This window comes from Thermoleptolyngbya sp. C42_A2020_037 (assembly GCF_015272455.1).
GTDB lineage: Bacteria > Cyanobacteriota > Cyanobacteriia > Elainellales > Elainellaceae > Thermoleptolyngbya.
Window position 1 is genome coordinate 56,648 of the sequence record NZ_JACYLP010000028.1, and the last position, 24,504, is coordinate 81,151.

23 protein-coding genes and 1 tRNA gene are annotated in these 24,504 nt (G+C 55.1%); 9 read left to right on the forward strand and 15 right to left on the reverse strand.

Features of this window, described 5'->3' with window-relative positions; all coding sequences use genetic code 11:
- The first annotated feature begins 390 nt into the window (after positions 1-390).
- Positions 391-1,353, forward strand: coding sequence for a quinolinate synthase NadA (gene nadA, locus IGS16_RS08535; protein ID WP_297084969.1), 963 nt, complete (start codon positions 391-393; stop codon positions 1,351-1,353).
- Between the two features lie 180 nt (positions 1,354-1,533).
- Here the strand turns inward: nadA and IGS16_RS08540 are convergent, their stop codons facing one another.
- Together IGS16_RS08540 and IGS16_RS08545 are read right to left on the reverse strand one after the other, a co-directional pair.
- Positions 1,534-2,019: a TerB family tellurite resistance protein gene (locus tag IGS16_RS08540; RefSeq protein ID WP_297084970.1), complete on the reverse strand. Its 486-nt coding sequence runs from the start codon at positions 2,017-2,019 to the stop codon at positions 1,534-1,536.
- A gap of 94 nt (positions 2,020-2,113) precedes the next feature.
- The gene (locus IGS16_RS08545) at positions 2,114-3,898 is read right to left on the reverse strand and encodes a M61 family metallopeptidase (protein ID WP_297084971.1); all 1,785 of its coding nucleotides are present in this window, start codon (positions 3,896-3,898) and stop codon (positions 2,114-2,116) included.
- A gap of 195 nt (positions 3,899-4,093) precedes the next feature.
- On the opposite strand from IGS16_RS08545, the gene gntT reads away from it, so the two are divergent.
- Positions 4,094-5,404: a guanitoxin biosynthesis MATE family efflux transporter GntT gene (gene gntT, locus IGS16_RS08550; RefSeq protein ID WP_297084972.1), complete on the forward strand. Its 1,311-nt coding sequence runs from the start codon at positions 4,094-4,096 to the stop codon at positions 5,402-5,404.
- A gap of 52 nt (positions 5,405-5,456) precedes the next feature.
- On the opposite strand, the gene IGS16_RS08555 is transcribed toward gntT, so the two are convergent.
- Complete coding sequence (locus IGS16_RS08555; protein ID WP_297084973.1) at positions 5,457-6,089, reverse strand: FMN-dependent NADH-azoreductase; 633 nt, start codon at positions 6,087-6,089, stop codon at positions 5,457-5,459.
- Positions 6,090-6,281: 192 nt separating this feature from the next.
- Between IGS16_RS08555 and IGS16_RS08560 the strand changes: the two genes are divergently transcribed.
- The gene (locus tag IGS16_RS08560; RefSeq protein WP_297084974.1) at positions 6,282-7,157 is read left to right on the forward strand and encodes an AraC family transcriptional regulator; all 876 of its coding nucleotides are present in this window, start codon (positions 6,282-6,284) and stop codon (positions 7,155-7,157) included.
- A 71-nt stretch (positions 7,158-7,228) separates the two neighbouring features.
- On the opposite strand, the gene IGS16_RS08565 is transcribed toward IGS16_RS08560, so the two are convergent.
- The 4 genes from IGS16_RS08565 to cpdA all read right to left on the reverse strand — a co-directional run bounded on the left by IGS16_RS08565 (position 7,229) and on the right by cpdA (position 10,336).
- A complete protein-coding gene (locus tag IGS16_RS08565; protein WP_297084975.1) occupies positions 7,229-8,041 on the reverse strand; it encodes a DUF4079 domain-containing protein in 813 nt (270 codons plus the stop codon).
- Positions 8,042-8,280: 239 nt separating this feature from the next.
- The gene (gene accB, locus IGS16_RS08570; RefSeq protein WP_297084976.1) at positions 8,281-8,772 is read right to left on the reverse strand and encodes an acetyl-CoA carboxylase biotin carboxyl carrier protein; all 492 of its coding nucleotides are present in this window, start codon (positions 8,770-8,772) and stop codon (positions 8,281-8,283) included.
- A gap of 52 nt (positions 8,773-8,824) precedes the next feature.
- Positions 8,825-9,388, reverse strand: a complete 564-nt coding sequence (efp, locus tag IGS16_RS08575) for an elongation factor P (protein ID WP_068510736.1) — start codon at positions 9,386-9,388, stop codon at positions 8,825-8,827.
- 147 nt (positions 9,389-9,535) lie between these two features.
- The gene (gene cpdA, locus IGS16_RS08580) at positions 9,536-10,336 is read right to left on the reverse strand and encodes a 3',5'-cyclic-AMP phosphodiesterase (protein WP_297084977.1); all 801 of its coding nucleotides are present in this window, start codon (positions 10,334-10,336) and stop codon (positions 9,536-9,538) included.
- Positions 10,337-10,506: 170 nt separating this feature from the next.
- Between cpdA and IGS16_RS08585 the strand changes: the two genes are divergently transcribed.
- Positions 10,507-10,577 (forward strand) — tRNA-Cys (locus IGS16_RS08585).
- A 230-nt stretch (positions 10,578-10,807) separates the two neighbouring features.
- Here the strand turns inward: IGS16_RS08585 and trpA are convergent.
- Positions 10,808-11,608: a tryptophan synthase subunit alpha gene (gene trpA / locus IGS16_RS08590; RefSeq protein ID WP_277772733.1), complete on the reverse strand. Its 801-nt coding sequence runs from the start codon at positions 11,606-11,608 to the stop codon at positions 10,808-10,810.
- 167 nt (positions 11,609-11,775) lie between these two features.
- Positions 11,776-12,123, reverse strand: a complete 348-nt coding sequence (locus IGS16_RS08595) for a DUF3007 family protein (protein ID WP_297084978.1) — start codon at positions 12,121-12,123, stop codon at positions 11,776-11,778.
- 1,049 nt (positions 12,124-13,172) lie between these two features.
- On the opposite strand from IGS16_RS08595, the gene IGS16_RS08600 reads away from it, so the two are divergent.
- From IGS16_RS08600 to IGS16_RS22330, 5 genes are all read left to right on the forward strand, one after another.
- Complete coding sequence (locus tag IGS16_RS08600; protein ID WP_297084979.1) at positions 13,173-14,381, forward strand: HhoA/HhoB/HtrA family serine endopeptidase; 1,209 nt, start codon at positions 13,173-13,175, stop codon at positions 14,379-14,381.
- A gap of 166 nt (positions 14,382-14,547) precedes the next feature.
- Positions 14,548-14,823: a UBP-type zinc finger domain-containing protein gene (locus IGS16_RS08605; protein ID WP_297084980.1), complete on the forward strand. Its 276-nt coding sequence runs from the start codon at positions 14,548-14,550 to the stop codon at positions 14,821-14,823.
- Between the two features lie 162 nt (positions 14,824-14,985).
- The gene (locus IGS16_RS08610; protein ID WP_297084981.1) at positions 14,986-16,629 is read left to right on the forward strand and encodes an AarF/ABC1/UbiB kinase family protein; all 1,644 of its coding nucleotides are present in this window, start codon (positions 14,986-14,988) and stop codon (positions 16,627-16,629) included.
- Between the two features lie 71 nt (positions 16,630-16,700).
- Complete coding sequence (locus IGS16_RS08615) at positions 16,701-17,324, forward strand: hypothetical protein (RefSeq protein ID WP_297084982.1); 624 nt, start codon at positions 16,701-16,703, stop codon at positions 17,322-17,324.
- 670 nt (positions 17,325-17,994) lie between these two features.
- Positions 17,995-18,561 (forward strand): M23 family metallopeptidase, encoded by a 567-nt coding sequence (locus IGS16_RS22330; protein ID WP_367185760.1) that lies wholly within the window; start codon positions 17,995-17,997, stop codon positions 18,559-18,561.
- 64 nt (positions 18,562-18,625) lie between these two features.
- Here IGS16_RS22330 and bioB read toward each other — a convergent pair whose 3' ends face one another.
- The 6 genes from bioB to IGS16_RS08650 all read right to left on the reverse strand — a co-directional run bounded on the left by bioB (position 18,626) and on the right by IGS16_RS08650 (position 24,399).
- Positions 18,626-19,618, reverse strand: a complete 993-nt coding sequence (bioB, locus tag IGS16_RS08625) for a biotin synthase BioB (protein ID WP_297084984.1) — start codon at positions 19,616-19,618, stop codon at positions 18,626-18,628.
- Positions 19,619-19,736: 118 nt separating this feature from the next.
- Positions 19,737-21,032, reverse strand: a complete 1,296-nt coding sequence (bioA, locus tag IGS16_RS08630) for an adenosylmethionine--8-amino-7-oxononanoate transaminase (RefSeq protein WP_297084985.1) — start codon at positions 21,030-21,032, stop codon at positions 19,737-19,739.
- 16 nt (positions 21,033-21,048) lie between these two features.
- Positions 21,049-21,672: a dethiobiotin synthase gene (gene bioD, locus IGS16_RS08635; RefSeq protein WP_297084986.1), complete on the reverse strand. Its 624-nt coding sequence runs from the start codon at positions 21,670-21,672 to the stop codon at positions 21,049-21,051.
- A gap of 24 nt (positions 21,673-21,696) precedes the next feature.
- Positions 21,697-22,524 (reverse strand): methyltransferase domain-containing protein, encoded by an 828-nt coding sequence (locus IGS16_RS08640; protein ID WP_297084987.1) that lies wholly within the window; start codon positions 22,522-22,524, stop codon positions 21,697-21,699.
- Positions 22,521-23,240: an alpha/beta hydrolase gene (locus tag IGS16_RS08645; RefSeq protein WP_297084988.1), complete on the reverse strand. Its 720-nt coding sequence runs from the start codon at positions 23,238-23,240 to the stop codon at positions 22,521-22,523. The genes IGS16_RS08640 and IGS16_RS08645 overlap by 4 nt, the downstream gene beginning before the upstream one ends.
- Complete coding sequence (locus tag IGS16_RS08650; RefSeq protein WP_297084989.1) at positions 23,224-24,399, reverse strand: 8-amino-7-oxononanoate synthase; 1,176 nt, start codon at positions 24,397-24,399, stop codon at positions 23,224-23,226. The genes IGS16_RS08645 and IGS16_RS08650 overlap by 17 nt, the downstream gene beginning before the upstream one ends.
- Between the last annotated feature and the right edge of the window lie 105 nt (positions 24,400-24,504).

Sequence of the window (24,504 nt, forward strand, 5' to 3'; positions counted from 1 at the left end):
CTATAGCGTTCGATGCATGGCGTAAAGCGCTGATCAATTAAGAATTCCTGAGAATTTCAAGGACGATTGAGTGTTAATAATTAGCATAGACTTTAGTCTATAGACCATGTTTTTTTAATAGAACTGAACTTATGAACTAAGCATATAGTGTTCGCTGAATCACGTAAAGCGCTGATTGATAAGAATTCCTGAGGACTTCTCGCACGATAGGTAAGGGGAGAGGGCGATCGCCCTTACAAGATTCTCCAACCCTCTGAATACTGATACTTGCAGCCCCGCACCCGTGTTGGGTCGCTGGGTGGGTTGCCAGTTGCCTCCCTCTTTATGGTGAAAACAACTATAATTAATTCATGTCTCCTATCTAACAACTACCTGGGAAGTCCGTAAACCGTGCTACAAACTGTTCTGTCTTACCAAAATTCCGAGGCGCTGCCTAGGGATTTGTTTGGGGCGATCGCCAATCTCAAACGCGACCTCAATGCGGTGATCCTGGCGCACTACTATCAAGACCCCGATATCCAGGACATTGCCGACTATATTGGCGACTCCCTGGGGCTGTCGCAGCAGGCCGCTAGCACCGATGCAGACGTGATCGTGTTTGCAGGGGTGCATTTCATGGCAGAAACGGCGAAGATTTTGAATCCGCACAGGCTGGTGCTGCTGCCCGACCTAGAGGCAGGCTGTTCCCTAGCGGATAGCTGCCCGGCCGATGCTTTTGCCGCCTTCAAGGCAGCACATCCGGGTCATGTCGTTGTGTCATATATCAATTGCACAGCCGAAATCAAAGCCCTCAGCGACATTATCTGCACCAGTTCCAATGCGGTGAAGATCGTGCAGCAGATTCCCCCAGATCAGCCCATTATCTTTGCGCCCGATCGCAACCTGGGGCGCTACGTTATGGAGCAGACGGGACGCGAGATGGTGCTGTGGCAGGGAAGCTGTATGGTGCATGAGACGTTTTCCGAACGCAAGATCGTGCAATTGCAAATCGAGCATCCTGAAGCAGAAGTCATCGCCCATCCCGAATGCGAACCCGCCGTCTTGCGCCATGCCCACTACATCGGCTCTACGACCGCCCTGCTCAGCTATTGCCAAAAGAGCGAGAGCCGTGCCTTTATCGTGGCGACGGAACCGGGCATTATTCACCAAATGCAAAAGGCAGAACCCGCCAAGACCTTCATCCCTGCGCCGCCGCTGAACCAGTGCGCCTGCAATGAGTGTCCCCACATGCGACTGAACACGCTGGAAAAGCTGTATCTCTGCATGAAAAACCGCCAGCCCGAAATCACTCTATCTGAGGAGATTCAGGCGGCGGCACTCAGACCGATTCAGCGAATGTTGGAGATGAGCTAGAAACGAAGACTTGGCTTAGTCAAGCTAGCGCTGAGAGCCAATGCTAGTACTCAGAGGCAGAAATTTTGCCTCTAGTGCAGTGTCATGGTTTAGTTTTAGGGTGATGCCTTGGCTCGTAGTAAGCGCTTCAGCGCTAAAGCGCTTACTACGAACGACCAGAAGCAAGGGCGCTAGGAGCGGTTAATGCCCGATGAAGTTGCCCAAGTGGCGGGTGAGGCGTTCGATCAGCCCTTCGCTTTGTGAGAGGTCGGCGATCGCCTCTTCTTCCACGCGCTTCACTGTTTCTGGCGCAAAGCCCAGTAGATCGACGAGTCGCTGATAGGCTTCGGCTTCTTCGTCGTTGACGAGTTCCTCGTCTGGCGTGCGGGCGCTGGAGTTGATCACGGCATAGCCCAGGCGCAGCACCAGTTCCCGCTCCTCAATCGTTTGCAGCTTGGGAATGAGTTCCTCTAGCGGAATATTTTGCATGACGTAATCCCGCAACTCCTTCCGCAGTTCTTCTTTTTGGGGCGCATCGGCTGCAAAGAGTCCGCTAAAGCTGTCGAGCATCACGTCTACTTCTTCTTCGGCGAGGTTGCCATCGGCCCAGGCCATCGCTGCAACAACGCGGAGCAGCGTCATTTGGCTGGGACTGATGGACGGTGGCGGCGGTGTCTGTAGCGGCATAGAGATCTCCTCAAGTGTGATGGAGGAATTTTTTCAGACACTACCACACCCCATTCAGAGAGCCTTGGAGCTTAAGCTTCTTGTCCAGAGTTGGTTACATGACGTTACACAGTGTTTCCCAATCGATACCCAGCCAGCCCCGCAGGAGCGCTTTTTGAGCATCGTTGGCAGACGGCAGGGGCATAAGCTTGAAGTTGCTGGGGGAGGGCGGGTCGAGAGTGACAGGAACAGTGCGGAGTTCGTCTTGGTGGAAGACGGTGACTTGCACTGTGTCGCCGGGTCGGTAGTTTTGCAGGCGATCGCCCAACTGCTCTGCCGACACCCGCAGCCCGTCCAGCGCCAGCAACTCGTCGCCAATGTCGAGGCCAGCTTGCTGAGCCGGTGCGCCCATTTCAATAAACTGAATCAGGGTTTTGCCATTTTCGGCGCGGGCGGTGATGCCTAGGCTGGGCGGAAGACTGCTTACATCTTCGGGTTGCAGACACAGCCCAAAGGGTTGCAGGTAGTCGTCAAACGGCAATTCTTCGGTGGTGTGCAGCGCGTGGTGGAAAAAGTCGGTGAGGTCAGTTTCAGCAACAGCGGCGATCGCCCCCTCCAGTTCCTCTGGCGTAAAGCCAATTTCATCCCGCCCAAACCGCTGCCACATCAGCCGCATCACATCATCGAGCGATCGCTCGTTTTGGTGTCTGGCACGAATCAACAAATCCAGCAGCAGCGACACCATTTCGCCCTTGAGATAATAGGAGATCTGGTTATTGTTGCTATTTGCATCGCGGCGATAGAGCTTGATCCACGCATCAAAACTGGATTCACTCAGCGGCTGCACTTTGCGTCCGGGAATCGTGAGAAACTGCGTGATTTCCTTACTCAATTCTTTGAGATAGGTCTTTGCATCATACAGTCCCGCCCGGAAGGGGATTGCCAAGTCATAAAAGCTGGTCGTCCCTTCGCAAAACCAAAGCGACGGCGTGTAATTTTCCGATTCATAATCAAACACTTCCAGCGCCTTGGGACGAATCCGCTTCACATTCCACAGATGGAAAAACTCGTGTGCCACCAACTGCATAAAGCGGTTGTATTTCTCCCTGGCTCGGAAGCTGAAACGTCCGTAGTTCAAGGTGCAGGAGTCTTTATGCTCCAGCCCGCCATAGCCCTGAGACGACAAATGCAGCAAAAACAGATAGCGCTCGTAGGGCAGCCCGCCGAATAGCGCGGCTTCTACTTCCACAATTCGCGTGGTGTCTTGAATTAAATCTGCTGCGTCGTAGTTCCCCGTTCCCCAGATCACCCACTCGTGGGGCTTGCCCAGCACGCTAAATTCATGGCGATCGTGGATGCCCACCTCTACGGGCGTATCCACCAGCGCATCAAAGTCAGCCGCTTCAAAGGTATTTTCCTCACCCGAAACGACGGGCAGCGTAGTGGCGATTTTCCAGGACGGCTTCGGCGGCACAATCGTCACTCGAATAGGCTGACGCTCAAACCCTGGCACAAAGAAGAACAGCGCTGCGCCATTGAAGTATCCGTGAGTCGTGTCGAGATGGTTCGTGCGGACGGTCAGCTCATTGGCAAATACGCGATACTTCAGCGTGATTTCTGACGTGCTGCTGGTGTGAATTCGCCAGTGGTTTTTGCCAAGCTTCTCCCATGTCAATCCAGAGTCCACAGAAAAATCCTGCACATGCCGTGAGTATTCCCGAATCAAGTAGGAGCCGGGAGTCCACACGGGCATTTTGAGATCGAGCCTGTCCTGTTGCCAGCCGGAGATCCGCAGCGTCACCTCGAACAGGTGCGTCTCTGGCTGGGGCATGGTGACGGTGTAGTGAAGCTGGACGGTGGTGGCGCTGGCGGTGTAGGGCTGAACTTGAGTAGCGGTCATGGGCGGAATTGGGTTGAAAACGATTAAAAACGGCAGTGGCTAGACGGGTTGCTGGGCTAGAACGGGCGGCGGATAGGGGCGTTGATCGCTGCCAGCGATTTACTGAGATCTTTGATATTGTGTCTAGTCTAGGCGATCGCCCTCCAAAGTCACCGAAAATTCTCTCAGCCCTAACCCTGAACCCCACCCCCTGCCATGCGCTACCCCTTTTGGCTGCCGTTCCTGCAACTGGCCGGTGTGAATGTCGTGTCAAATCTGCTGGTGCCGCTGGCAGGGCTGCTAGATCTGGCATTTTTGGGCAATTTGGCAGAGATTCGGCATCTGGCGGGCGTGGCGATCGCCACTGTCTTGTTCAACTACCTGTACTGGACCTTTGGCTTTTTGCGGATGGGCACAACGGGCACGACGGCGCAGGCGGTGGGCCGGGGCGATGCGGACGAAGTGCTGCTAACGGGGCTGCGGGGTGGGGCGATCGCCCTAGTCGTGGGGCTGGGGATTGTGCTGCTGCAACTGCCGCTGCGAGAGATAGGCTTTACGCTGCTGAGCGCCGCACCGGAGGTAAAACAGGCCGGGCGAGCTTATTACAACGCGATGATTTGGGGGGCACCCGCGACGTTGCTCAATCTGGTGTGGATGGGCTGGTTTTTGGGACGGGGTAAGGGGCGGGCGGTGCTGCTGCTGTCGGCGGTGAGCAACGGTGTGAATGTCGTGCTGAACTACTGGCTGATTGTGCGGTGGGGCTGGGCCAGCGCGGGGGCCGGCGCTGCCACGGCCCTGAGCCAGTACGCCATGCTGGGGGTGGCGCTGGGTCTGCTAAGCCGCGAGGTGTCTGGGGCGCAGGTGCGGGCAGTGTTTCCCAAGATCTGGAACGCGGCGGCGCTGAAGTCCCTAGTTCTGCTGAACGGCAATATTGTGATTCGCACCTTTGCCCTGATTACCACCTTTGCGGTGTTTACTAACCTCAGCGCTGCGATGGGGACGACCGTGCTGGCGGCAAATACGCTGCTGCTTCAGGTGGTGACGCTGGCGGCCTACTTCATCGATGGCCTCGCCTTTGCCACCGAAACCTACGCGGGCCAGTTTCACGGCGGCGGTCAGCGCGATCGCCTGCGGGCATTGGCGGAACTCTCTGGAGCACTGAGCCTAGGCCTCGGACTGGCGATCGCCCTCCTGTTTGCCCTGCGGCCCCAGCCGCTATTTCGCCTGCTGACGCACCATGCCAACGTGCTGGAGAGCGTGCGCCAGTCGGTCTGGTGGCTGCTGCCGCTGCTGGGCTTTGGCTCGATCGCTTATATGCTCGACGGCTATTTCCTCGGCATCACCGCTGGGGACGTGCTGCGGAAGTCGGCACTTGCCTCATCGCTGCTGGGTTTTGCCCCCATCGCGGCGATCGCCTGGCACACTCAAAACAACGCGCTGCTGTGGCTGGCGCTCACTTGTTTCATGGCAACCCGCGCGGTGACGCTGGGGTGGGCGCTGCGGCAATCTCATTTGGAGTGCTTCTGATGGCGATCGCCCACCGAGTCATGCAAGTTCCAAATCGTGATTTGGCATCCGGCTAGCGTGCTGCAAGTTGAGCAATTTGCACGCGAGCATTTGCGATTGACTCAGCCAAGCTGTGTTCCCCAGACTCTTCATTTTCAACGGCAATAAACGTAATATCGGTGATACCGATCAATCCGAAGACTGCCTGCAAGTAAGGGTCTTGATAGTTCAGCATCTCGTACTTCTCGCCTGGGCCATAGCCCGATATTCCGCGTGACGTGATGATGAACATTTTCTTGCCCAAAACGAGCGGTTTGTAGGGATTTTCCGCATCCTCTGGCGTGAGCTCAAACGTGCGCCCGATGCGTACAATTTGATCAATATACGCTTTCATGCCGCTGGGCACGCTGAAGTTATACATGGGTACACCGATGACACAGATATCGGCGGCCAGCAGCTCATCCACTAGGCGATCGCTCAGGTCAATGGCCTCCCAAAGCTCTGGCGTGCGCTGATCTGGCGGCGTGTAGGCCGCTGCAATCCACGCCTCGCTGACATGGGGGAGCGGATCGCGGCCGATGTCTCGATAGGTGACGGTATCGGTCGGATGAGCCTGCTTCCAGGCTGCGACAAATTCACGAGTAAGCTGTCGAGAGCGCGATCGCGCATCACGCGGACTCGAATCCAGATGTAGCAGATGAGCCATAGTCCCTCCTGGGTGGGTTAACGCCTCTAGCGTAGAGAAGTCTGCCAAGGGGAACTATTTGATTCCTGCGGTTCTGTCAAAATCTTGCGGTGATTTTTTGGCGGGCGATCGCCTCCAATCTGCCTGTCCAGCCCAAAACGATAAATGTGGCATTATGCCTACAATACAAAGTAATTGAGTGAATCTGACCCGATGACATCTGCTGACCTACGTCCGGCTCAAATGGATCACGCGCCTGTCTTGTCGAGCGATGACTTAGGCTGGGAAAATATCCTGGTTAAGCAGTTTCAGCCGCCCGCAGGCGAGGCATTTTGCCACTTTCCTGAGGAACACACCATTTGTCTATCGCTGTCTTCCCGCCCGGTTCAGTTTCTCCAGATCAAAGGCAGTAAAAGATTTACCGGGCTGTATGGCAAAGGTGATATTTCGATTACTCCGGCGGGGGTGCCAGTGTTTGCTCGTTGGCAGCAAGCCGACCACTTTTTGGAAATTCGGCTGCCGTCTCAGTTTTTGCAAACGGTGGCTCATGAAACGCTGGGCAGCGCCACAGTCCGGCTAGAACTGGTTGACGACTTTCGGATTCGGGATGCCCAACTGGAGGCGATCGCCCAACTCCTGCTCACCGATTTGCAGCAGCAAAATCTGGGCGGCAAACTCTACATCGACTCGCTGACCAACGTTTTGGCGGTGCATTTGATTCGGCACTATGCCGCTAAAACCGCTCAAATTTCAGAGTATGAAGGCGGGCTAAACCAACAACAATTGCTCCGGGTTTTGGACTATCTCAATGACCATTTAGATCAGGAGATTAAGCTGGCGGATCTGGCAAATCTGCTAGGCATTAGCCAGTTTCACTTTAGTCGTTTGTTCAAACAATCGGTCGGGCTTTCTCCCTATCAATACTTGCTTCAGCAGCGCATCGAAACGGCAAAACGACTGCTCAAACAAACCGATGATTCAATTGTGGAAATTGCGCTCCGCTGCGGATTTAATAGCCACAGCCACCTGACCCAGCAGTTTCGTAAAGCGACCGGAACAACTCCTAGCCGCTATCGTGGCGATCGCTAGGAAATCGCACCCGCAGAATTGCCTAGACATACGTGTGAACTGAGATGGAGGGGCGATCGCCCGCGATCCCATCACGGGGTTGCCTGTCCCTGGGGCGCTTCTTCCGCAGGCGCGGCCTGCACCTGGCAGGGTTCGGTCTGACAGCCCTGCTTATAAAGCTGCTCGACGTAGGACTTTTGCCAGCTTAGGGGAATTTCTAGCAGGTCGCGGGGGCCGGTTAGGGCCTGACCGACAAAAAACAGTAGGGCAATGGTATTGAGCGCGGTGTGGGTTCTGCGCCAGGTCAAAGCCGCGTCCTTGTCGCGGCTGTAGATGTCGGGGGCGATCGCCAGTGAAAAAATCATCAGCATGGCAGCAATCATGCCGTAGTAGAAATGCGACACCTGCCACTCAAAATCGCGCCGAAAAACGAGATCGTATAAATCTCCGTCGCCAGCTTGAAACTTTTGGAAGCCGATAATCCACAAGCCTGCGCCAGTCAGCATGGCAAACAGCCCTCGCCAGAGCCGGGGCGTTTGCGGATTCAGCGAGGCCGCGCGATAGAGAAACACCAATGCGGCGATCGTCGCAATAAAAAATCCAAGAATGATATAAAACCGGCTTGAGTTTGCAGCCCAGTTGCCGCTGTCTAGCACCAGCTTTTTGTAAATCGGCTGTGCCATGCCCAGCAGCGTGATGCCCACAACAGAGCCACTCAGCCACTTGCCCAGTTTGAAATGGTCGGGGCCGACGATGGGCGGAATCTTGCTCTTGTCTCCGGCAGCAAGCTGTAGGCGGCGCTGGCGGGTTTGCCAGGCAAAGTACACCACCGCACCAATCAAGGGAAACACGAAGAAAACGGCGATCGCCGGATGCAGCAGCGTAGCGATATCTTCAACACTCATGGCAGGTTAGATCCGCATTAGTTCAGCAGCACAAACCTTTGAATCCTAAAGTCATTACGTGCCGCAATGCCATTTGGATCTCAGGTTCAGGATTAGCTTAGGGAAACTGCCTGCATTCTAAATGAATTTAGACTGAGAAAATAGCGGCTGCATGGGGGCTGAGCGCTTTTCGAAAAACTGTTTCTCAAAGATTAAAAAGCCCGCTTATCAGACGCACTCCCGAAGAAGGGCGATCGCCTTTAGCCAGGATTCACCCGCATCAACGCCTGACCAAACTCTACTGAGTCACCATTTTTCACCAAAATCTCGACGATTTCGCCGCTCACCTCAGCCTCGATTTCGTTCATGATTTTCATCGCCTCAATAATGCAAACCGTCTGCCCATTGCGAATGCGATCGCCCACATTTACAAACGGCGGCTCATCGGGTGCAGGGGCGCTGTAGAACGTGCCCACAATCGGCGAGGTAATCTCCACCAGCTTTTCGGTGGCCAGGGGGGACGGGGGTGAGGGAATCGCAGGGGCAGGGGGCGCGGCGGGCACAACTGGGGCGACGGGGGGTGGGGTAAAGCGGGCCGTGTCAGCAGGTTCGACGACAACAGGGCGATCGCTCTCTTTGCCTTGTTTCCGCAAAATCAGCTCAAAATCGCTGCTTTTTAAGGTAAACTCTGCCAAGTCTGTCTGATTTAGCAGAGCTAGAAGCTCACGAATCTCATTAAAGTTTAATTCCACGGTATTTATCGCCCCACGTCACCAGCGGTCATAGCAAGCCAGCCCCAAATACTCACGAGGTTTCCCGCCCCAGATAGGTATCCGTGCGGGTGTCAATCTTGATCCGCTCGCCCTTGGCAATAAACAGCGGCACCATCACCTGAGCGCCCGTCTCCACAATGGCGGGCTTGGTGCCTCCCGTCGCGGTGTCGCCCTTCACGCCGGGGTCTGTTTCGATAATTTCCAAAACGACGGAGTTGGGCAGTTCCACTTCCATCACCTGGTCGCCCCAGCGGACGACGTTCACTTCCATGCCCTCTTTCAAATATTTGACGCGATCGCCAATTTGCGCCGCCGTCAGCCGTCCTTCTTCGTAGCTCTCCATGTCCATAAAGACGTAATCATCACCTTCTTTGTAGGTGTGCTGCATCACGCTCTTTTCCAAGATCGCCTGGGGGACGGTTTCCCCAGCGCGGAAGGTGCGTTCCACCACGTTGCCCGTCTGGGCATTTTTCAGCTTCGTCCGCACAAACGCCGACCCTTTACCAGGCTTCACATGGAGAAATTCCACCACGCGCCATACAGAACCATCGAGGACAATGCTCACGCCCGGACGAAAGTCGTTGCTGGAAATCATGAATCGAGGGGATGAGAGAAGAACAACCGACGATACATTGTACCGCTTGAGGGGGACGCAGTGGACAACGGGCTGCAAACGCCGCCGCACAAATGCCGCCGCGCAAATGTGGGAACACCCGGACTCCCTGCACTAGAGACTGGCTGGCTACACCAGAGAGGCTGCCCGCTCCACCCGCACCACCTGCGTTTCGTAGCGTCCGTCCGGATAGAGCGTGATTTCTCGAAACCCCGGTTGACGGGTCGAGTCGATCGAAAATTCGTCGATATTTGGCGAAAATTGGACACAAGTAGACGGTGTGCCCAAATAGCGCACGCCCTGCCGCATTTGATCAAATTCCTGGTGAATATGCCCAAACACCACCAGCTTCACCTGAGGGTGCTGATCCAGCACTGCAAACAAATCCTCCCGATTTTGCAGCCCGATAGCATCCATCCAGGCAGAGCCAACGGCCAGCGGCGGATGGTGCAGCGCCACGAGCGTCGGCAGATGGGCAAACTGGCGCAACTGAGCATCCAGCCCGTGCAGGCTGTCGTCGGAGAGCCGCCCGGATACTTCGTTCCACTGGCTAGAATTCAGCAAAATCAGGTTCCAGCCGCCCTGTTGCAGACACTTTTGGGGCGCGGCAGGGAAGACCGAAAGCACCTGCTCCATCAGGGCGATCGCCTGATCGTGATTTCCCGGTAGCCACAGCGCCGGAATGCCCAGCGGCGAAATCAGCCGCAGCAAGACCCGGTAGGATTCCTCAGTTTCATCCTGCGACAGGTCACCCGTCAGCAGCAGCAAGTCGGGTCGGGGCTGGCGCTGGGCCACCGCCTGAAGCACGGTTTGGAGCGATCGCCCCGTTTGGCAGCCCTTCATCTCACCCTGCTCGTCGGCAAACAGGTGCGTGTCGGTCAGTTGAGCAATCTTCAAGCCCGCAGAGGGCGAACCCGCAGAGGATGGCATGGGAACCCGCCAGAAATCTTTCAGATGAGAATTATCGCAACTTCCTCGGATGATATACTAGATCCTCGTGGGACGAAGAACCTGTTCACAGGGGGCGATCGCCCCTCGCAAACCCTTCACAAACCCCTCGAAAAAAAGTCGGCTGTCAACACTGTCAAGACAGCAAGCTCGGCGGCATAGCCAAGTGGTAAGGCAGAGGTCTGCAAAACCTTCACCCCCAGTTCGAATCTGGGTGCCGCCTTTATTTTTACGTTCGTATGATGCATGTAGAGCGAAGGAATAAGTGTCCGTAGCGAAGGATTAGATGTCACAGCGCCACGGAGCCACCCCCTTTGCTCCTCTATGGGAGCGCATCAAGGACTGAACCTGTTACTTTAGACCTGCTAAAGCACGCGATTGGTTTGCCACTTCACTACCTCAAGTTCGGTGAGGTGCCCATCCCAAACAAATGCCCAATCAAGCGCCCAATTTTTATGCCTCTTGCAGCGATGCCTTCAGGCTGCGACAAAAGGTTTCGACAGATTCCAAGGCTTGATGCGGTTCGCCCTCTGCCAAGCGTTTGACAAAGGCGCTGCCGACGATGACGGCATCTGCACCCCACTCCATGACTTGCCGCGCTTGACTCGGCTCTGAAATACCAAAGCCAACGCCGATGGGCTTATCCGTAACGCTGCGTAGCTCTAGCAGCAGGTCTTGCACGCGATCGCCCACCTGCGATCGCATTCCCGTCACCCCCGTCACGCTGACCAGATAGATAAAGCCCTGGGCCTGTTGGGCGATCGCCTGGATGCGCTCTTTAGGACTGGTCGGCGCAACCAGCAGCGTCACCTCAATGCCAATGTCTGCCGCAGGTTTCAGCACGCTGTCCATCTCTTCTAGGGGCAAATCTGGCACCACCAGACCCCGCGCACCGGCCTCGTAGGCCCGTTTCAGGAAAGACTCAATGCCCCGGTTCAAAATCGGGTTGTAGTAAGTGAAGAGAATAATCGGCGCTCGTAATGTCGGGCTGACGGTTTTGACCAGTTCCAGCACGTCTTCTAGCTTCACACCGCGCTGGAGCGCCCGCGAGGCGGCTGCCTGGATAACCGGGCCATCCGCCAGCGGATCGGAGTAGGGCACGCCGAGTTCGATCAGATCTGCACCGCTGCGATCCAGGACTTGCAGCGCCTTGGCTGTGGTGTCCAAATCAGGATCACCCGCTGTAATAAATGGAATGAGCGCACACTGAGCGCGATCGCGCAATGCCCCCATGCAATCTGAAACCGACTTCATGCTGTGTCCTGTAGATTTATTTACTAAGCCTGGGCCGTTATCTAGAATTTGTTGCCCGGAGTTTGTTGCTCAGAGCTTGCTGCCCAGAGCTTGCTTCCCAGAGCTTGTTACCCAGAGCTTGCTACCCAGAATTTTTCACCTAGAGCCATGAGCGGCGATCGCCGTGCCTAAGGATCACCAGATACCTTACCATCCAGCGCTGCGTTTTCGTCGGCCGCCTTTTCTTGCTCTAGCTCCGCCTGAAGCGTCGCCAATTCTTCCGGGGTCATCGCATCCAGTCGCTTTTGCAGCACGGCATCTTCATAGTCCTTGAGCTGCTGGTTGTAGGTCATGTTTTGGGTGACTGCGCGAAACAGATACGTCACCAGCCAGCCCAATAGTCCGATGGTCAGCACCGCCTGCGTCCAGATGCCCGCATCGAGGTCGGTTAATCCCAGGCGAGTCAGCGCGACATAGACAATGCCACCCGCCGCAAACACACCCACCCCAATCAAGATCACGTCAATTCGCCGCATTCAGACCAGCGTTCCAGGCTTAGAGGTTTTTGAAAAAGCTAGAGGTAGAACCGTCTAGATATAGATATCCTAAAACGGTTTAGGACTCACGCACTTACGATAAGCTTTCTGGGTCTTGAACGATTTCTCGCGGGCGCACCTGCGAGAAATCGTTCAACTGTGTAAGTGGGTGCATCCTACTTTTGTAACCCTCACCCTAAATCCCTCTCCCGCTTTGGGAGAAGGGACTTCCAATCCGGCTCCCCTTCTCCTTGTTTGGGAGAAGGGGCTGGGGGATGAGGGCAAACTTGCATAACGGGGATGCGCCCTGTGTAAGTCCTAACGGCTTTTGAAACTGAAGACGGCCGCGCTGGAGAGAAATCATGGCCACGTCCGCTTCCAAAAAACATAAAACAAAAAAACATTAAAAAAAGAGGGAGCCGAGGGGCCCTGCTTTGATGCCGAAAAAGCTTTCGTGCAGGACAACCGACTCCCTGAGCATTCATTCACCTGTGATTTCAAGTTATCAATCGGGTTTGTCGCTGTCGTGAAAGGGGGATGAACTTTGCATGACAAACTCCGGAGTCGGTCTACGTCTAAAGGCAGGCTCAAGGCTGAGTTGCATCTTTTCATAAGGTTGTGACAGCCTTGTCATTCGATTGACAAATTTCCCGATTAAATTAGGGAAAGACTAATGCTTAATGATCTCACCCGGCAATCTAACCTGATGATTTAACCTGATGATTTAGAGTATTGGTCTAGTAATTGTCTGCTAATACAGCGTTTTTGAAGCTAGTGAGGCACACAGATGGTCAATAAGCCCTTGCCTCGTGAGGGCAGCATGTGCCTCACGAGGCAAGAAAATGCTGTAGCCGTCTAGACGTATCGCAGCATTCATCATTTCAGCACTATGGCAGTGTGTGTTGGGGTCGATTTTACGGTCATGCCTCAGCGCCACCGCTTTAAACCGAAAACACTTTCCTGAATCTACAAAAATTTTGGGAACAATTGGATATAGCGAGGAATCTGACACCGTGACGACCTCTAGAAAGCCTGAGCGCAAATCTTCCATGAAACAGTCTCTGATCTATCTGGCTCTGATGATGATGGGAGCTGGAGCGGTAGTAGCGGGCGATCGCCTCTTAGCCAACCAGGCCCTGGCTCCTATTTCTACCACCGTAGAAGAACCCTTGGTCAGCCAAGTGCAGGCTCCGGCGGCGGTTTCTGCGCCCTCCGCTGCCGCGGCGTTTGCTTCTGGTGGGTCAAACTTTATTGCCAGCGCAGCCGAGCGAGTTGGCCCGGCCGTGGTGCGGATCGACTCCTCACGAACCGTGACCCGGCGCGTTCCCGAGGCGTTTAACGACCCCTTCTTCCGACGCTTCTTTGGCGAAGAAGGGCTGCCACCGTCTTCCCGCGTGCAGCAGGGAATCGGCTCCGGCGTAATCATCGACGCGAGCGGGCTAATCATTACCAATGCCCATGTGGTGGATGGAGCTGACCGGGTAACAGTCACCCTGAGCGACGGCCGCACCTTTGAGGGGCGGGTGTTGGGGGGCGATCGCGTCACTGATGTTGCCGTTGTCAAGATTGAGGGCGATCGTCTGCCGACTGCCCCACTGGGCAATTCTGATTTGCTGCGGCCGGGTGAATGGGCGATCGCCATTGGCAACCCACTGGGGCTAAACAGCACCGTTACCGCAGGCATCATCAGCGCCACGGGTCGCAGCAGCGCCCAAGTCGGCATTCCCGATCAGCGGGCCAGCTTTATTCAGACCGACGCAGCCATCAACCCCGGCAACTCTGGCGGGCCCCTGCTCAACGAGCGCGGCGAGGTGATCGGCATCAACACCGCCATCCGCGCCAACGCCCAAGGACTGGGCTTCGCGATTCCGATTAACACCGCCAAGCGCATCGCCGACCAGCTCATCGCCACGGGGCGGGTCGATCACCCCTATCTGGGCGTGCAGATGGTCAACCTGACCCCTGAATTGAAGCAAAACATCAACGACGATCCCAATAGCCCGATTCGGGTTCAGGAAGATCGGGGCGTGCTGGTGGTGCGCGTGCAAAACAACTCCCCTGCTGCTCGTGCAGGGGTTCGCGCTGGCGACGTGATTACCAAAGTGGGTCAGCAGCCTGTCACCGCTTCGGAACAGGTGCAGCAGGTCGTAGAAAACAGCCGCATTGGCAGCCCGCTGCCAGTGGAAGTTCGCCGCAACGGGCAAACTATTAGCCTGAGTATCACGCCAGAACCGCTGCCTACGCAGGCCAGGAACTAGAAAGCAAGGTGAAGGGGGTTGGGGGCGATCGCCCCATATGCGAAAGTCTCTGTCCGCTGGGGCACCAGCCCAAGAGTCAGGCAAACCGTGCTAGAGTTTCGCTAACGTTTCGGTGCATTCCCGACTCCGAGGCCCACTCCTCAACCCTCCCCTCAACCCTCCGCCCATGTCCTGCGAACATCTGAACAATGTGACCCTTGAAACGCTGATTCCCAAGGCAAATTTCCCGGTCTTTCGCTGTGAAGAATGCATCCGAGTCAACAGCCAGTGGGTGCATCTGCGGATTTGCCAGACCTGCGGTAAGATGCTGTGCTGCGACTCATCAAAGCATCAGCACGCCCGCCGCCATTATGAAGAAACAGGGCATCCGGTCATGAGTTCGGCAGAGCTGGGCGAAGACTGGCTCTGGTGCTTTGTAGACGAAGCCGCAAAGGAGTATTGAGTGCAGTCCCTCAGCCATCGCAGCAAGCTGACTCTGTCATTGCGTTAGTGTTTTGAGCCAGGCTGAACTGAACCTTAACCCCAAACTCGACAAACCCCGCTAGGCTGTAGGAGTGGCGGGGCTTTTTTGTGAACGCCAGCGGCAGTCCAGGGAAGTGTATCGATGCTCTCTCAACTTGTCCAGACCAGTTCTCGTCAAGGCGAAATCGCTGAGGTTGTGCTGCGGCACGGGTGGGACTATATGCGGCGGCTGCTGTCGGGCGGCAAGCTAGACGAGCCAAAGCTGCCCACGCCTGCGGTGCTGCGAAATATTCTGGTAGACCTGGGGCCGGTGTATGTCAAGCTGGGGCAACTGCTGAGTACGCGCCCTGATCTGTTGCCGCCTGACTATATTGAGGCGCTCAGCACGCTCCAGGCCAAGGTTCCGCCTGTAGAGTGGGCAGAAATTGAAGCTGTGATTCGAGAATCGGTTTCCTGCCCTGTGGAAGATGTCTTTCTGGCGATTAACCCGGAACCTGTGGCAGCGGGGTCGATTGCTCAAACCCACCGGGCCACGCTCAAGGACGGCCGCGAGGTGGCGCTGAAGGTGCAGCGGCCGGGGCTGCTGCCTGTGGTGGAGCAGGATATTGCCCTGATTCGGGCGATCGCCAGCTTGGTGGCCCAAACCGAATTTGGCAAGCTCTACGACGTGGTAACCCTGGCGGAAGAGTTTTCCCAGGCGTTGCGGGCTGAACTGCGCTTTACCCAGGAGGCGACCTATACCGACCAACTCCGCACCAACCTAGGCCGCAGCCGCTGGTTTGACCCAGCGCAACTGGTGGTGCCGCAGATTATCTGGGAGCATACGACAGACCAACTGCTGGTGATGGAGTGGCTGGATGGCAAGCCGCTGCTGCTGGCGGAGTTCGCCCACGCAGAAGACGAGCGATCCGAGAAACGGGCGATCGCCAACCTGTTGCTCCGCGCCTTTTTCCAGCAGGTCTGTCTGGACGGTTTCTTCCATGCCGACCCGCATCCTGGCAACCTGTTTTATCTCAGCGATGGGCGCGTGGCCCTGCTGGACTGTGGCATGGTGGGGCGGCTCGACCCGCGCACGCAGGACATCTTGCTAGAGCTAATCTTGGCCATTGTCAGCCTGGATGCCCAGCGCTGCGCTCAGCTCACGCTGCAACTGGCTCCCTCGGAGGAACCCATTAACCTGACGCGGCTGGAAACAGACTATGAGCGGCTGCTGCGGCAGTATTACAGCCTCAACCTGGGGCAGATCAACTTCAGCCTGCTGTTTTATGAGGTGCTGCAAGCGGCACGAAAGAACAAGATTCGCGTGCCAGGAAACCTGGGGCTATGTGCAAAGGCGATCGCCAATCTAGAAGGCGTTGCCCGCACGCTCGACCCCGAATTCAACTTTTCAGAACAAATTCGCCCGCTGATGACCGATCTGTTTCGCCGCAAGCTGGTGGGCGATGCGCCGCTGCCTGCCTTCTTGCGGACGCTGCTGGATGTGAAAAATCTGTCGCTGCAATCGCCCCGTCAGGTTGAACTGCTGCTCGACCGTGTCACCTCTGAAACGCTGAACTGGAACCTGACCGTGCGCGAACTGGACACCTTGCGCCGCACCGTCGATTCTTCTGCCAATCGGCTCTCTTTTAGCATTGTCGTGGGGGCGCTGATCATGGGCGCGGCGATTATCACCGCAAACGCCCCCGTCAGCCGCGTGGTGTGGATCAGCGAGGCGCTGTTTGCCGCCGCCAGCATCCTGGGGCTATGGCTAATTATCAGCATCCTGCGATCGGGGCGGCTGCGCTAAACTCAGTTCATTAGCTCATTAGCGGTCTCTAGCTTTAGCATGGCTTTGCATGGTTTTAGAGAGTAAGAACGATGCAAATCGGTCAATACCTAACACTGGAGGAGTTTTGCACCTGCACGCAAACCTACCAGAAGTATGCGGATCAGATTGACCCATACCCCGAAAACCTGGAAGAAACCATCCCAGCTTTAGAGGCGCTGTGCCAGCATATTCTTGACCCTGTGATTGCTCACTTTGGCAGAGAGCGGTTTCAATTGACCTATGGCTTTTGTTCAAAGGATCTGAAGCGGTTTCTGGCTCAGAAAGACCCAAAGACAGGGGTGAAGAATGGGCGGGTTGACCCAAGCCGGGATCAGCACATGGCACATGAGAAGAACCGAAATGGCAAGTATTACTGTTCACACCTCGGTGCTGCCTGTGATTTTCGGATTGTAGGGTTGGAGAGCGGTGTTGATAGTCTGTGCGATAGCACGTATCGCCTTGTGGAGTGGATTCTAGAGCAGCGATTGCCGTTTGACTCGCTCTACTACTATGGGGGCAACCGACCCATTCACATTAGTTACGCTCCTCAGCCCAGGCAGAATATCTGGACATTTACAGCTCGTGGGGTACCTACCAGGAAAGGGCTTGAAAAAGTTGGAGTGCCTAGAAAAGACGCAGAAACCGATCAAAAGTTCGGCGTGCAGTCGCTTTGATTGAACTTTTATATAGTACAATTGAATTAGTTTCTTAAACAGACATTCGTTCTTTATTTCAAGAATGTGCAGTTTTAGGTACAAATCGGGAATCCTGAAGGTTGCCAAATGCCCCAAACAACCTCCTAAACAACTATTTTTCACCCTATCAGTCTTCATCAATTACCCACATGGGGGATGACGATTTGATAGAAAATTCTTAATTCAGCGGTTTTATTCTGATGTACGATGTTGGCGGTTGTAAGGCATAGGAAACCGAACTGGACTTGTACCTATTTCCGTCATGAGAGAAGTTTCAAACAACTTAGGAAAATTTCTGCTAACTGCTGGCATTGCCCTCTCTCTGCTCGTCGTAGTAGAAGCCCATCAAAAAATGAGCGAAGCTCGCTCTCTCAATGCCTTAGCAACCCAGAACGCAATCCGCACTACGCCCGGTGCTGTACCTGCCGACCGCTTCATGCCCCAAGTGACTGACCCTTCTACCCGTGACCTGGCTCCTGCGGACTCAACTCGGTCAATTTTTCCTAGACTGCGGCGATCGCCCCAGCCCGCTTCCACGACCTCAACTCCAACGCTCAACCCCAACGCTACGGGAACGATCCAGCCCACGAGACCTAGCGCCAACCCCACAGCGATCAGCGTAGGCGAACCTGGCGCTCAGGCTCAGAACATTTCCTCAGTTGACGTTGCCCAGGTGGTCGCCCGCAACGAGTGGAGCAATGTTTCCTTTCCGCTAGAGCAATTCCAGGCGTACACCTCGCCCTTTGGCTATCGTCGCTCTATCGAAGGCTACAACTACAACGAGTTTCACTATGGTCTGGATATGGCCGCACCCCAGGGTAGCTACATCCGCACCTGGACGACGGGCGTGGTGGTCGAAGTGACGGATGACTCAAACTGCGGCACTTCGGTTGTGGTGGAGGCCGGGCGCTGGCTCAGCATTTACTGCCACATGGAAGGGCGAGTCGATCGCACGGGCGGTCGCCGCTCTATGCTCGATCGCGCAGGCGGCATCCAAATTTACGAGGGGCAGACAGTTTACGCCGGCCAGCGAGTAGGTCGCGTTGGCATGACGGGTCGCACCACCGGGCCCCACCTGCACTGGGGTTTGAAGTATGACAATAACTGGGTAGACCCAGCGCTGGTGCTACGAGCCATGTACAGCGGTCAGCAAACCGCCCAGGGGCTACCGCAAATGCCTACGCAAGTTGCTCGTATTAAAGAAGTCGAAGAGTAGGTTAGCGTCTACGGCGAAGATCTTGTTAAGAAACCCTTTTATAGCGTGGGCATTCAAGCCTGCGCTATTTTTTTGTGCTGGCTTCGGGTTGACACACCAATGGCTCTGCGCCAATGTCGGCCAGCAGTTGGCGATCGCGCTCTTCTGCAGGATTGCCCGTCGTCAGCAGCGTATCGCCATAAAATATCGAGTTTGCCCCCGCCAAAAAGCATAGAACCTGTGCTTCGCGGCTCAGTTGGCTGCGTCCGGCACTAAGGCGCACCCTTGCCCTAGGCATGGCGATGCGGGCAGCAGCGCACATCCGCACCAGTTCCAGCGGGTCGATGGGCGGTTGAGCTTCTAGCGCCGTGCCCGCCACAGCCACCAGCGCGTTGATGGGTACGCTTTCGGGATGCGGATTCAGGCTGGCCAGAATGCTCAGCATCCGGGCGCGATCGCCCAGCCCCTCGCCCATGCCGATGATGCCGCCGCAGCAGACGGAAATGCCCGCCTGCCGAACCCGTTCCAGCGTTTGCAGGCGATCGCCATAGGTGCGCGTGGTGATGATCTGCCCATAAAATTCGGGGCTGGTGTCGAGGTTGTGGTTATAGGCAGTCAGCCCCGCCGCAGCCAGCTTTTCCGCCTGGGTGTCGGTCAGCATTCCCGCTGTCACGCAGGCCTCCATGCCGAGCGATCGCACGCCCCGCACCATCTCTAGCATCTGGTCAAATGCTTTGCCCTCGCGGATTTCTCGCCACGCCCAGCCCATACAAAAGCGCGACGCACCCGCCGCCTTTGCCCGTTCGGCCGCCGCCAGCACTGCTTCTACCGGGTGAATTGGCTGTGGTTCAACGGTGGTGCGGTAATGGGCCGATTGTGGGCAGTAGGCGCAGTCTTCCGAACATCCGCCCGTCTTCACGCTCAGCAGCGTCGCCAATTGAATCTGGTTTGGGGGATTGAACTGGCGGTGAATCGTTTGGGCGCGATGCACCAGATCCATAAGTGGCTGTTGCAGCAAATCGAGAATTTCTTCAGCCGTCCAGTCGTGGCGCAGTGCAGGAATAGAAGACGCAACCATAGGTCTTGACGCAAGAATCAGGGCAGGTTCTCATCATATCTCTAGCCGGTAGCCAGGTTTCAGGAATCCGATTATAGAGTCCGGAAATTGTACTTGAAGCCTGAATTTTGAGATGCCTCTAAAACAGGGAATGGCTGGATAGATCTATCAGGATTTCTTCGATTCCCTGATAGATTTGAGCCAACTCGGTGTCGCTAATACAATAGGGCGGCAGGATATAAAGGACGTTTCCAAGCGGACGTAATAGTAGACCTTTGGCGATCGCCCGCTGACGAATTTCCAGCGAAATTGTGTTGAGGTATCCCGATCGTTCTTGGGTCACTAGATCCATCGCTGCAATCGTACCCGTAACGCGCAATTTTTCAACAGCAGGATGGTCTTTCAACTGAGCCAACTGTGCATAATGTTTTGCTTCCATACTGCGAAACTGTGGCTCATATTCAGTCATTAGCTCTAGCCCTGCCAGCGCCGCCGCACAGCCCAGCGGGTTGGCTGTATAGCTATGGCCGTGATACAGCGTTTTCAGCGGCTCGTCATCATAGAATGCGTGGTAAATTTCTTCTGAGCAGACTGTTACAGCAAACGGCAAAAAGCCGCCCGTAATTCCTTTAGAAAGGCAGAGAATATCAGGCGAAACGCCTGCTTTATGACAGGCAAACCAGTCCCCCGTGCGCCCAAAGCCCGTCATCACTTCATCAAAAATCAGCAGTGTGTTAAAAGACTGGGCGATCGCCCTCAGCTTCTGCAAGAACTGGGGTCTACACATCCGCATTCCACCCGCCCCCTGCACTAGCGGTTCAATAATTATTCCTGCGATGCGATCGCCCCGTTCATCTAGCACTTTCTCAAGGATTGAAAGCACCTTTGCTTCTGTTTCTTCAACCGTGCGATCGCCCCAATGGGTTGAGGGAAAAGGAACAAACTCGACGTTAAATAGCAAGTTGGAAAAAACCGCCGAAAACAAGGAACGCGCACCCACCGACATTGCGCCAAAGGTATCCCCATGATAGGCTCCGTCAAATGCTAGAAATGTGCTTCTTGCCTGCCCCTGATTCACCCAGTATTGATACGCTATCTTTAGCCCGACTTCGACCGCCGTTGAGCCATTGTCAGAAAAGAAGACCCGATTAAACGGATCGCCCAGCTTTTCGACTAGTTTCTCCGCCAGTTGCTCTGCGGGGTCATGGGTAAATCCAGCAAAAATGACTTGCTCGAGCTGCTGCGCCTGCTGATAGATTGCCTCAGCAATTTTAGGATGGCAATGTCCGTAAGTGTTGACCCACCAGCTTGAGATGCAGTCAATCATTTTGTGCCCATTCTCTAGCTCTAGCCAAACGCCTTGAGCAGATTTTACTTTTAGCGGTTCCAGCGCCGTTTTCGCTTGGGTGAATGGATACCAAATGTGAGGATGCATGGTTTTAAGAAGGTATTTAAACTCGGAAAAGCTGATCAAATACTTGCTTGAGTGTAGCGGGATTGACTTCGGACAATGGTTCTAGTTCTGCAAGAATGGGCACGTTGCCGTAGTGGGCGATCGCCGCTCGATTTCCCTCATTTTTGGGGCCGTTCATAATCACACCCAAGATGGGAATTTCCATCCGCCGCAGTTGAGCCAGCGAAAGCAGGGTATGGTTAATCGTGCCCAACGTGCTGCGAGTCACTAGACAAACCGGAAGCTGAAACTGTCGGATTAAATCAATCACAAAATCCTCTTCATTGAGCGGCACCATTAGCCCGCCTGCCCCTTCAATAATGAGAGGTTTATATGACAGTTGAGAGGGTAGCTGAAAATCGGAAAGATGGATCTGGACACCATCAATCTCAGCGGCGGCATGGGGAGAGAGGGGCTGCGTTAACGTGAACCTTTCTGGCAGGAAATGGGAGTCATCTAAACCAGTGACTTTCCGCACGTAATCCGTATCGCTGATCGGATCAAGCCCCGACTGAATCGGCTTCCAATAGGACGCATTCAGCCCAAGGGTTAGCAAGGCAGAGACGACCGTTTTTCCTACGTTGGTATCGGTTCCTGTAATGAAGAATTTTTCTGGAAACATGAACGAGTGAATCAGCATCTTTGGTTAAATTTTATTGCGAGAAATAGTGAAATAGGCTACGTCATAGTGAATCCCTTCGGAAAGACTTGAAAATTCATCGAGTGCGCCAACCAACTGTTTAAAGTCTGAAATGGAAAGCCTGGTTTGGGAAAGGCTAGTTCCCGCACCAATTTGCTTTAAGCTGCGGAAGAAATCGCGTGAAGACGCGCAGGAAATGCCGATGGATTGTTGCCAGTATTGAGTTTGAACAGTCCGAGATGCGAGGAATTGGGCGATCGCCCCTGGGTCTGGAAGAGGATTTCCAGTAAAGGGCAAATCCAGACTTTGACAGACAGTTTTCCACTCTGGAAAACTGTGACAGGTTGGGAACGAGATGAGAATTTTGCCGCCCGGTTTGAGAGCAGAAATCCAGCGGTCTAGCGTTGGTTCAAGCTGCTGAAACCACTGCACAACGAAGCTGCTAATAATCAACGCATAGCTCCTAGAAATGGGTTGCCAAAGTTCACCGTCAAGGGTTCTGAAGGTCATTTTAGAGGAATGGCTGGTCTGAGAAACTTGCTGCTGGCACACGGCGAGCATTGACTGGGATAAGTCAGTGATTTCCAGAGGGCGATCGCCCATCTTCTTTATCAATCCTTGAGTCAAAAAACCCGTACCGCAGCCAATCTCAATCACTTTTCCAGAGGGCAGTTCAGGGCACACTCGATCGAGTTCCTCTAGTAACCGGGCCGCGCATTTTTTTTGCACCAAAGCTGCCTGATCATATTGCTTTGCAGCTTGTCCAAAGGCTTCTTCGATTTGGCATTTTGCATGGATTTTCTCCAAAGCATTAGCGCCGTTTTCTAAAATCATGCGGGAGGTAGAGAATGAATAGCGGCGATCGCCCGTTCCCAGCAGCGCTCAAAATGCGTTAGATGCAGCAGATGTCCGGCATCGGGAATTGAGACAAATTCTGCTTTTGCCAGCAGATGGGTGGCTTGTTCAGGCGTGTCTGGAAATGGAACAATGCGATCGCTCTGACCATGAAAGGCAATGGCATGAGCCGTTTGCGGCAAGTGGTCGAGATTCTGAATCGACTCATCTAACAGTTGCAAATCTTGCAGCAAGAGGGCAGAATTGAGCCGATTTTCGCGAACCCGAAAACTTTCAGAAGGTTCACACCAGGCTGGATCAACCTCGACAGGTGAGAAACACTTTTTGTAGAAGTTTTGCAAGACTAGGCTCGGTGTTTTTTCAAACTGCTGAATCATGATTTGGAGAATGCTTTTTGAGCGATCGCGCGATCGCCCCGTCAGCGGATGAAACGACGAAAATCCGCTGAAGACCAGCACTAGATCGGCCTGATGCATCTGCTCTGCTGGACAGAGATGCAGCCCATAGGAATGAGCCAGAATCACTTTACGGGAAGGCTGTTGGCTAAAACCGGGCTGATTGGGCAAGCCAAAATAGCCCCGGTCGAATAGTTGCACCTCAACGCCCGCAGTTTTCAACGCCGCCGCCCACGGCTGCCACAGGGCTGCGTCAAACCCCCAGCCGTGATAGGCGATCGCCTCAATGCCACTGCTCATGCCCGTGCCTCAACGCGCTCACCAACGATCCTAAATGCTGGCTGGTGTGCTGGCTAGAGAGTGCGAGCCGCAGTCGTGCCGTCCCCTGGGGAACCGTTGGTGGGCGAATGGCCGCAGCAAGGATACCCTGGGTTTCTAGCCATTGAGCCAGGTGCAGTGCCCGTTCTGCCTCGCCCAGCATCACCGGGATAATGTGTGTGGACGAGGGCCCGGTGTCGAACCCTGCCGCCCAGAGTTGACTTCGCAGGTCATCCGCTTGGCTCATTAACTGCTGGCGATCGCCCTCCAGACTGGGCATCAGTTCCAGCGCAGCGGCGATCGCCCCAATCACACTGGGGGGAAGCGCTGTGGTGTAAATAAAGCCGGGGCAGGCGTTGATCAAATAGTCCCGCAGTCGCGCCGAGCAAACCAGGAACGCACCAAACGCACCAAAGGCTTTGCCCAGTGTGCCCATCGCCAGATCAACGCCAGGATTGCCCATCGCCAGCCCCATTCCCCCCGCGCCTAGCACCCCGATCGCGTGGGCCTCGTCCAGATACAAAATCGCGCCGTAGGTCTGCGCCAGGTGAACAAGCCGATCGACATCCGCGCGATCGCCATCCATGCTGAACACCGTTTCCGACACGATCACGATGCGGCTATGGCGCTGATCCACCGCCTGTCGCAGCAGCGATTCCAGATGCTCGTGGTCGTTGTGCCGATAGCGGGTTAGCGTGGCGCGGCTGGCCAGTGCGCCGTTGAGCAAGCTGCTGTGAACTAGGCGATCGCACAAGACCAGCGCATGTCGATCGAGCAGCGCCCCCAGGATCGTTACATTTGCCTGAAACCCAGAATTGAACAATAGCGACGCTTCGCGCCCGCAGGCCGCCGCCAACGCCGCCTCTAACTGCTGGTGAATGTCGAAACTGCCCGTCACCAGCCGCGACGCAGTTGCGCCCGTGCCGTAGCGCTGCGTATAGTGCTGGGCAGCAGCAATCAGCACGGGATGTTTGGACAATCCCAGATAGTCATTGGCGCTAAAGTTCACCAAGGTCTTGCCCTGCTTTTGCACGTAGACAGCATCGAGCGGCACCACAGACTGGAGCGATCGCCTCGTTTGCTGGCGCGATCGCCCCTCCAAAAACGCCTCAACAAAAGCAAACTTGTCCCCTTCCGCCATTCCCGTCAATCGCCAATATCGTCATACCTGCCGATTTAAAGCCTCTCCCCTCTCCCCTCTTCCTTCTTCGTTCTTCCCTCTTCCCTCTTCCCTCTCCCCTCTTCC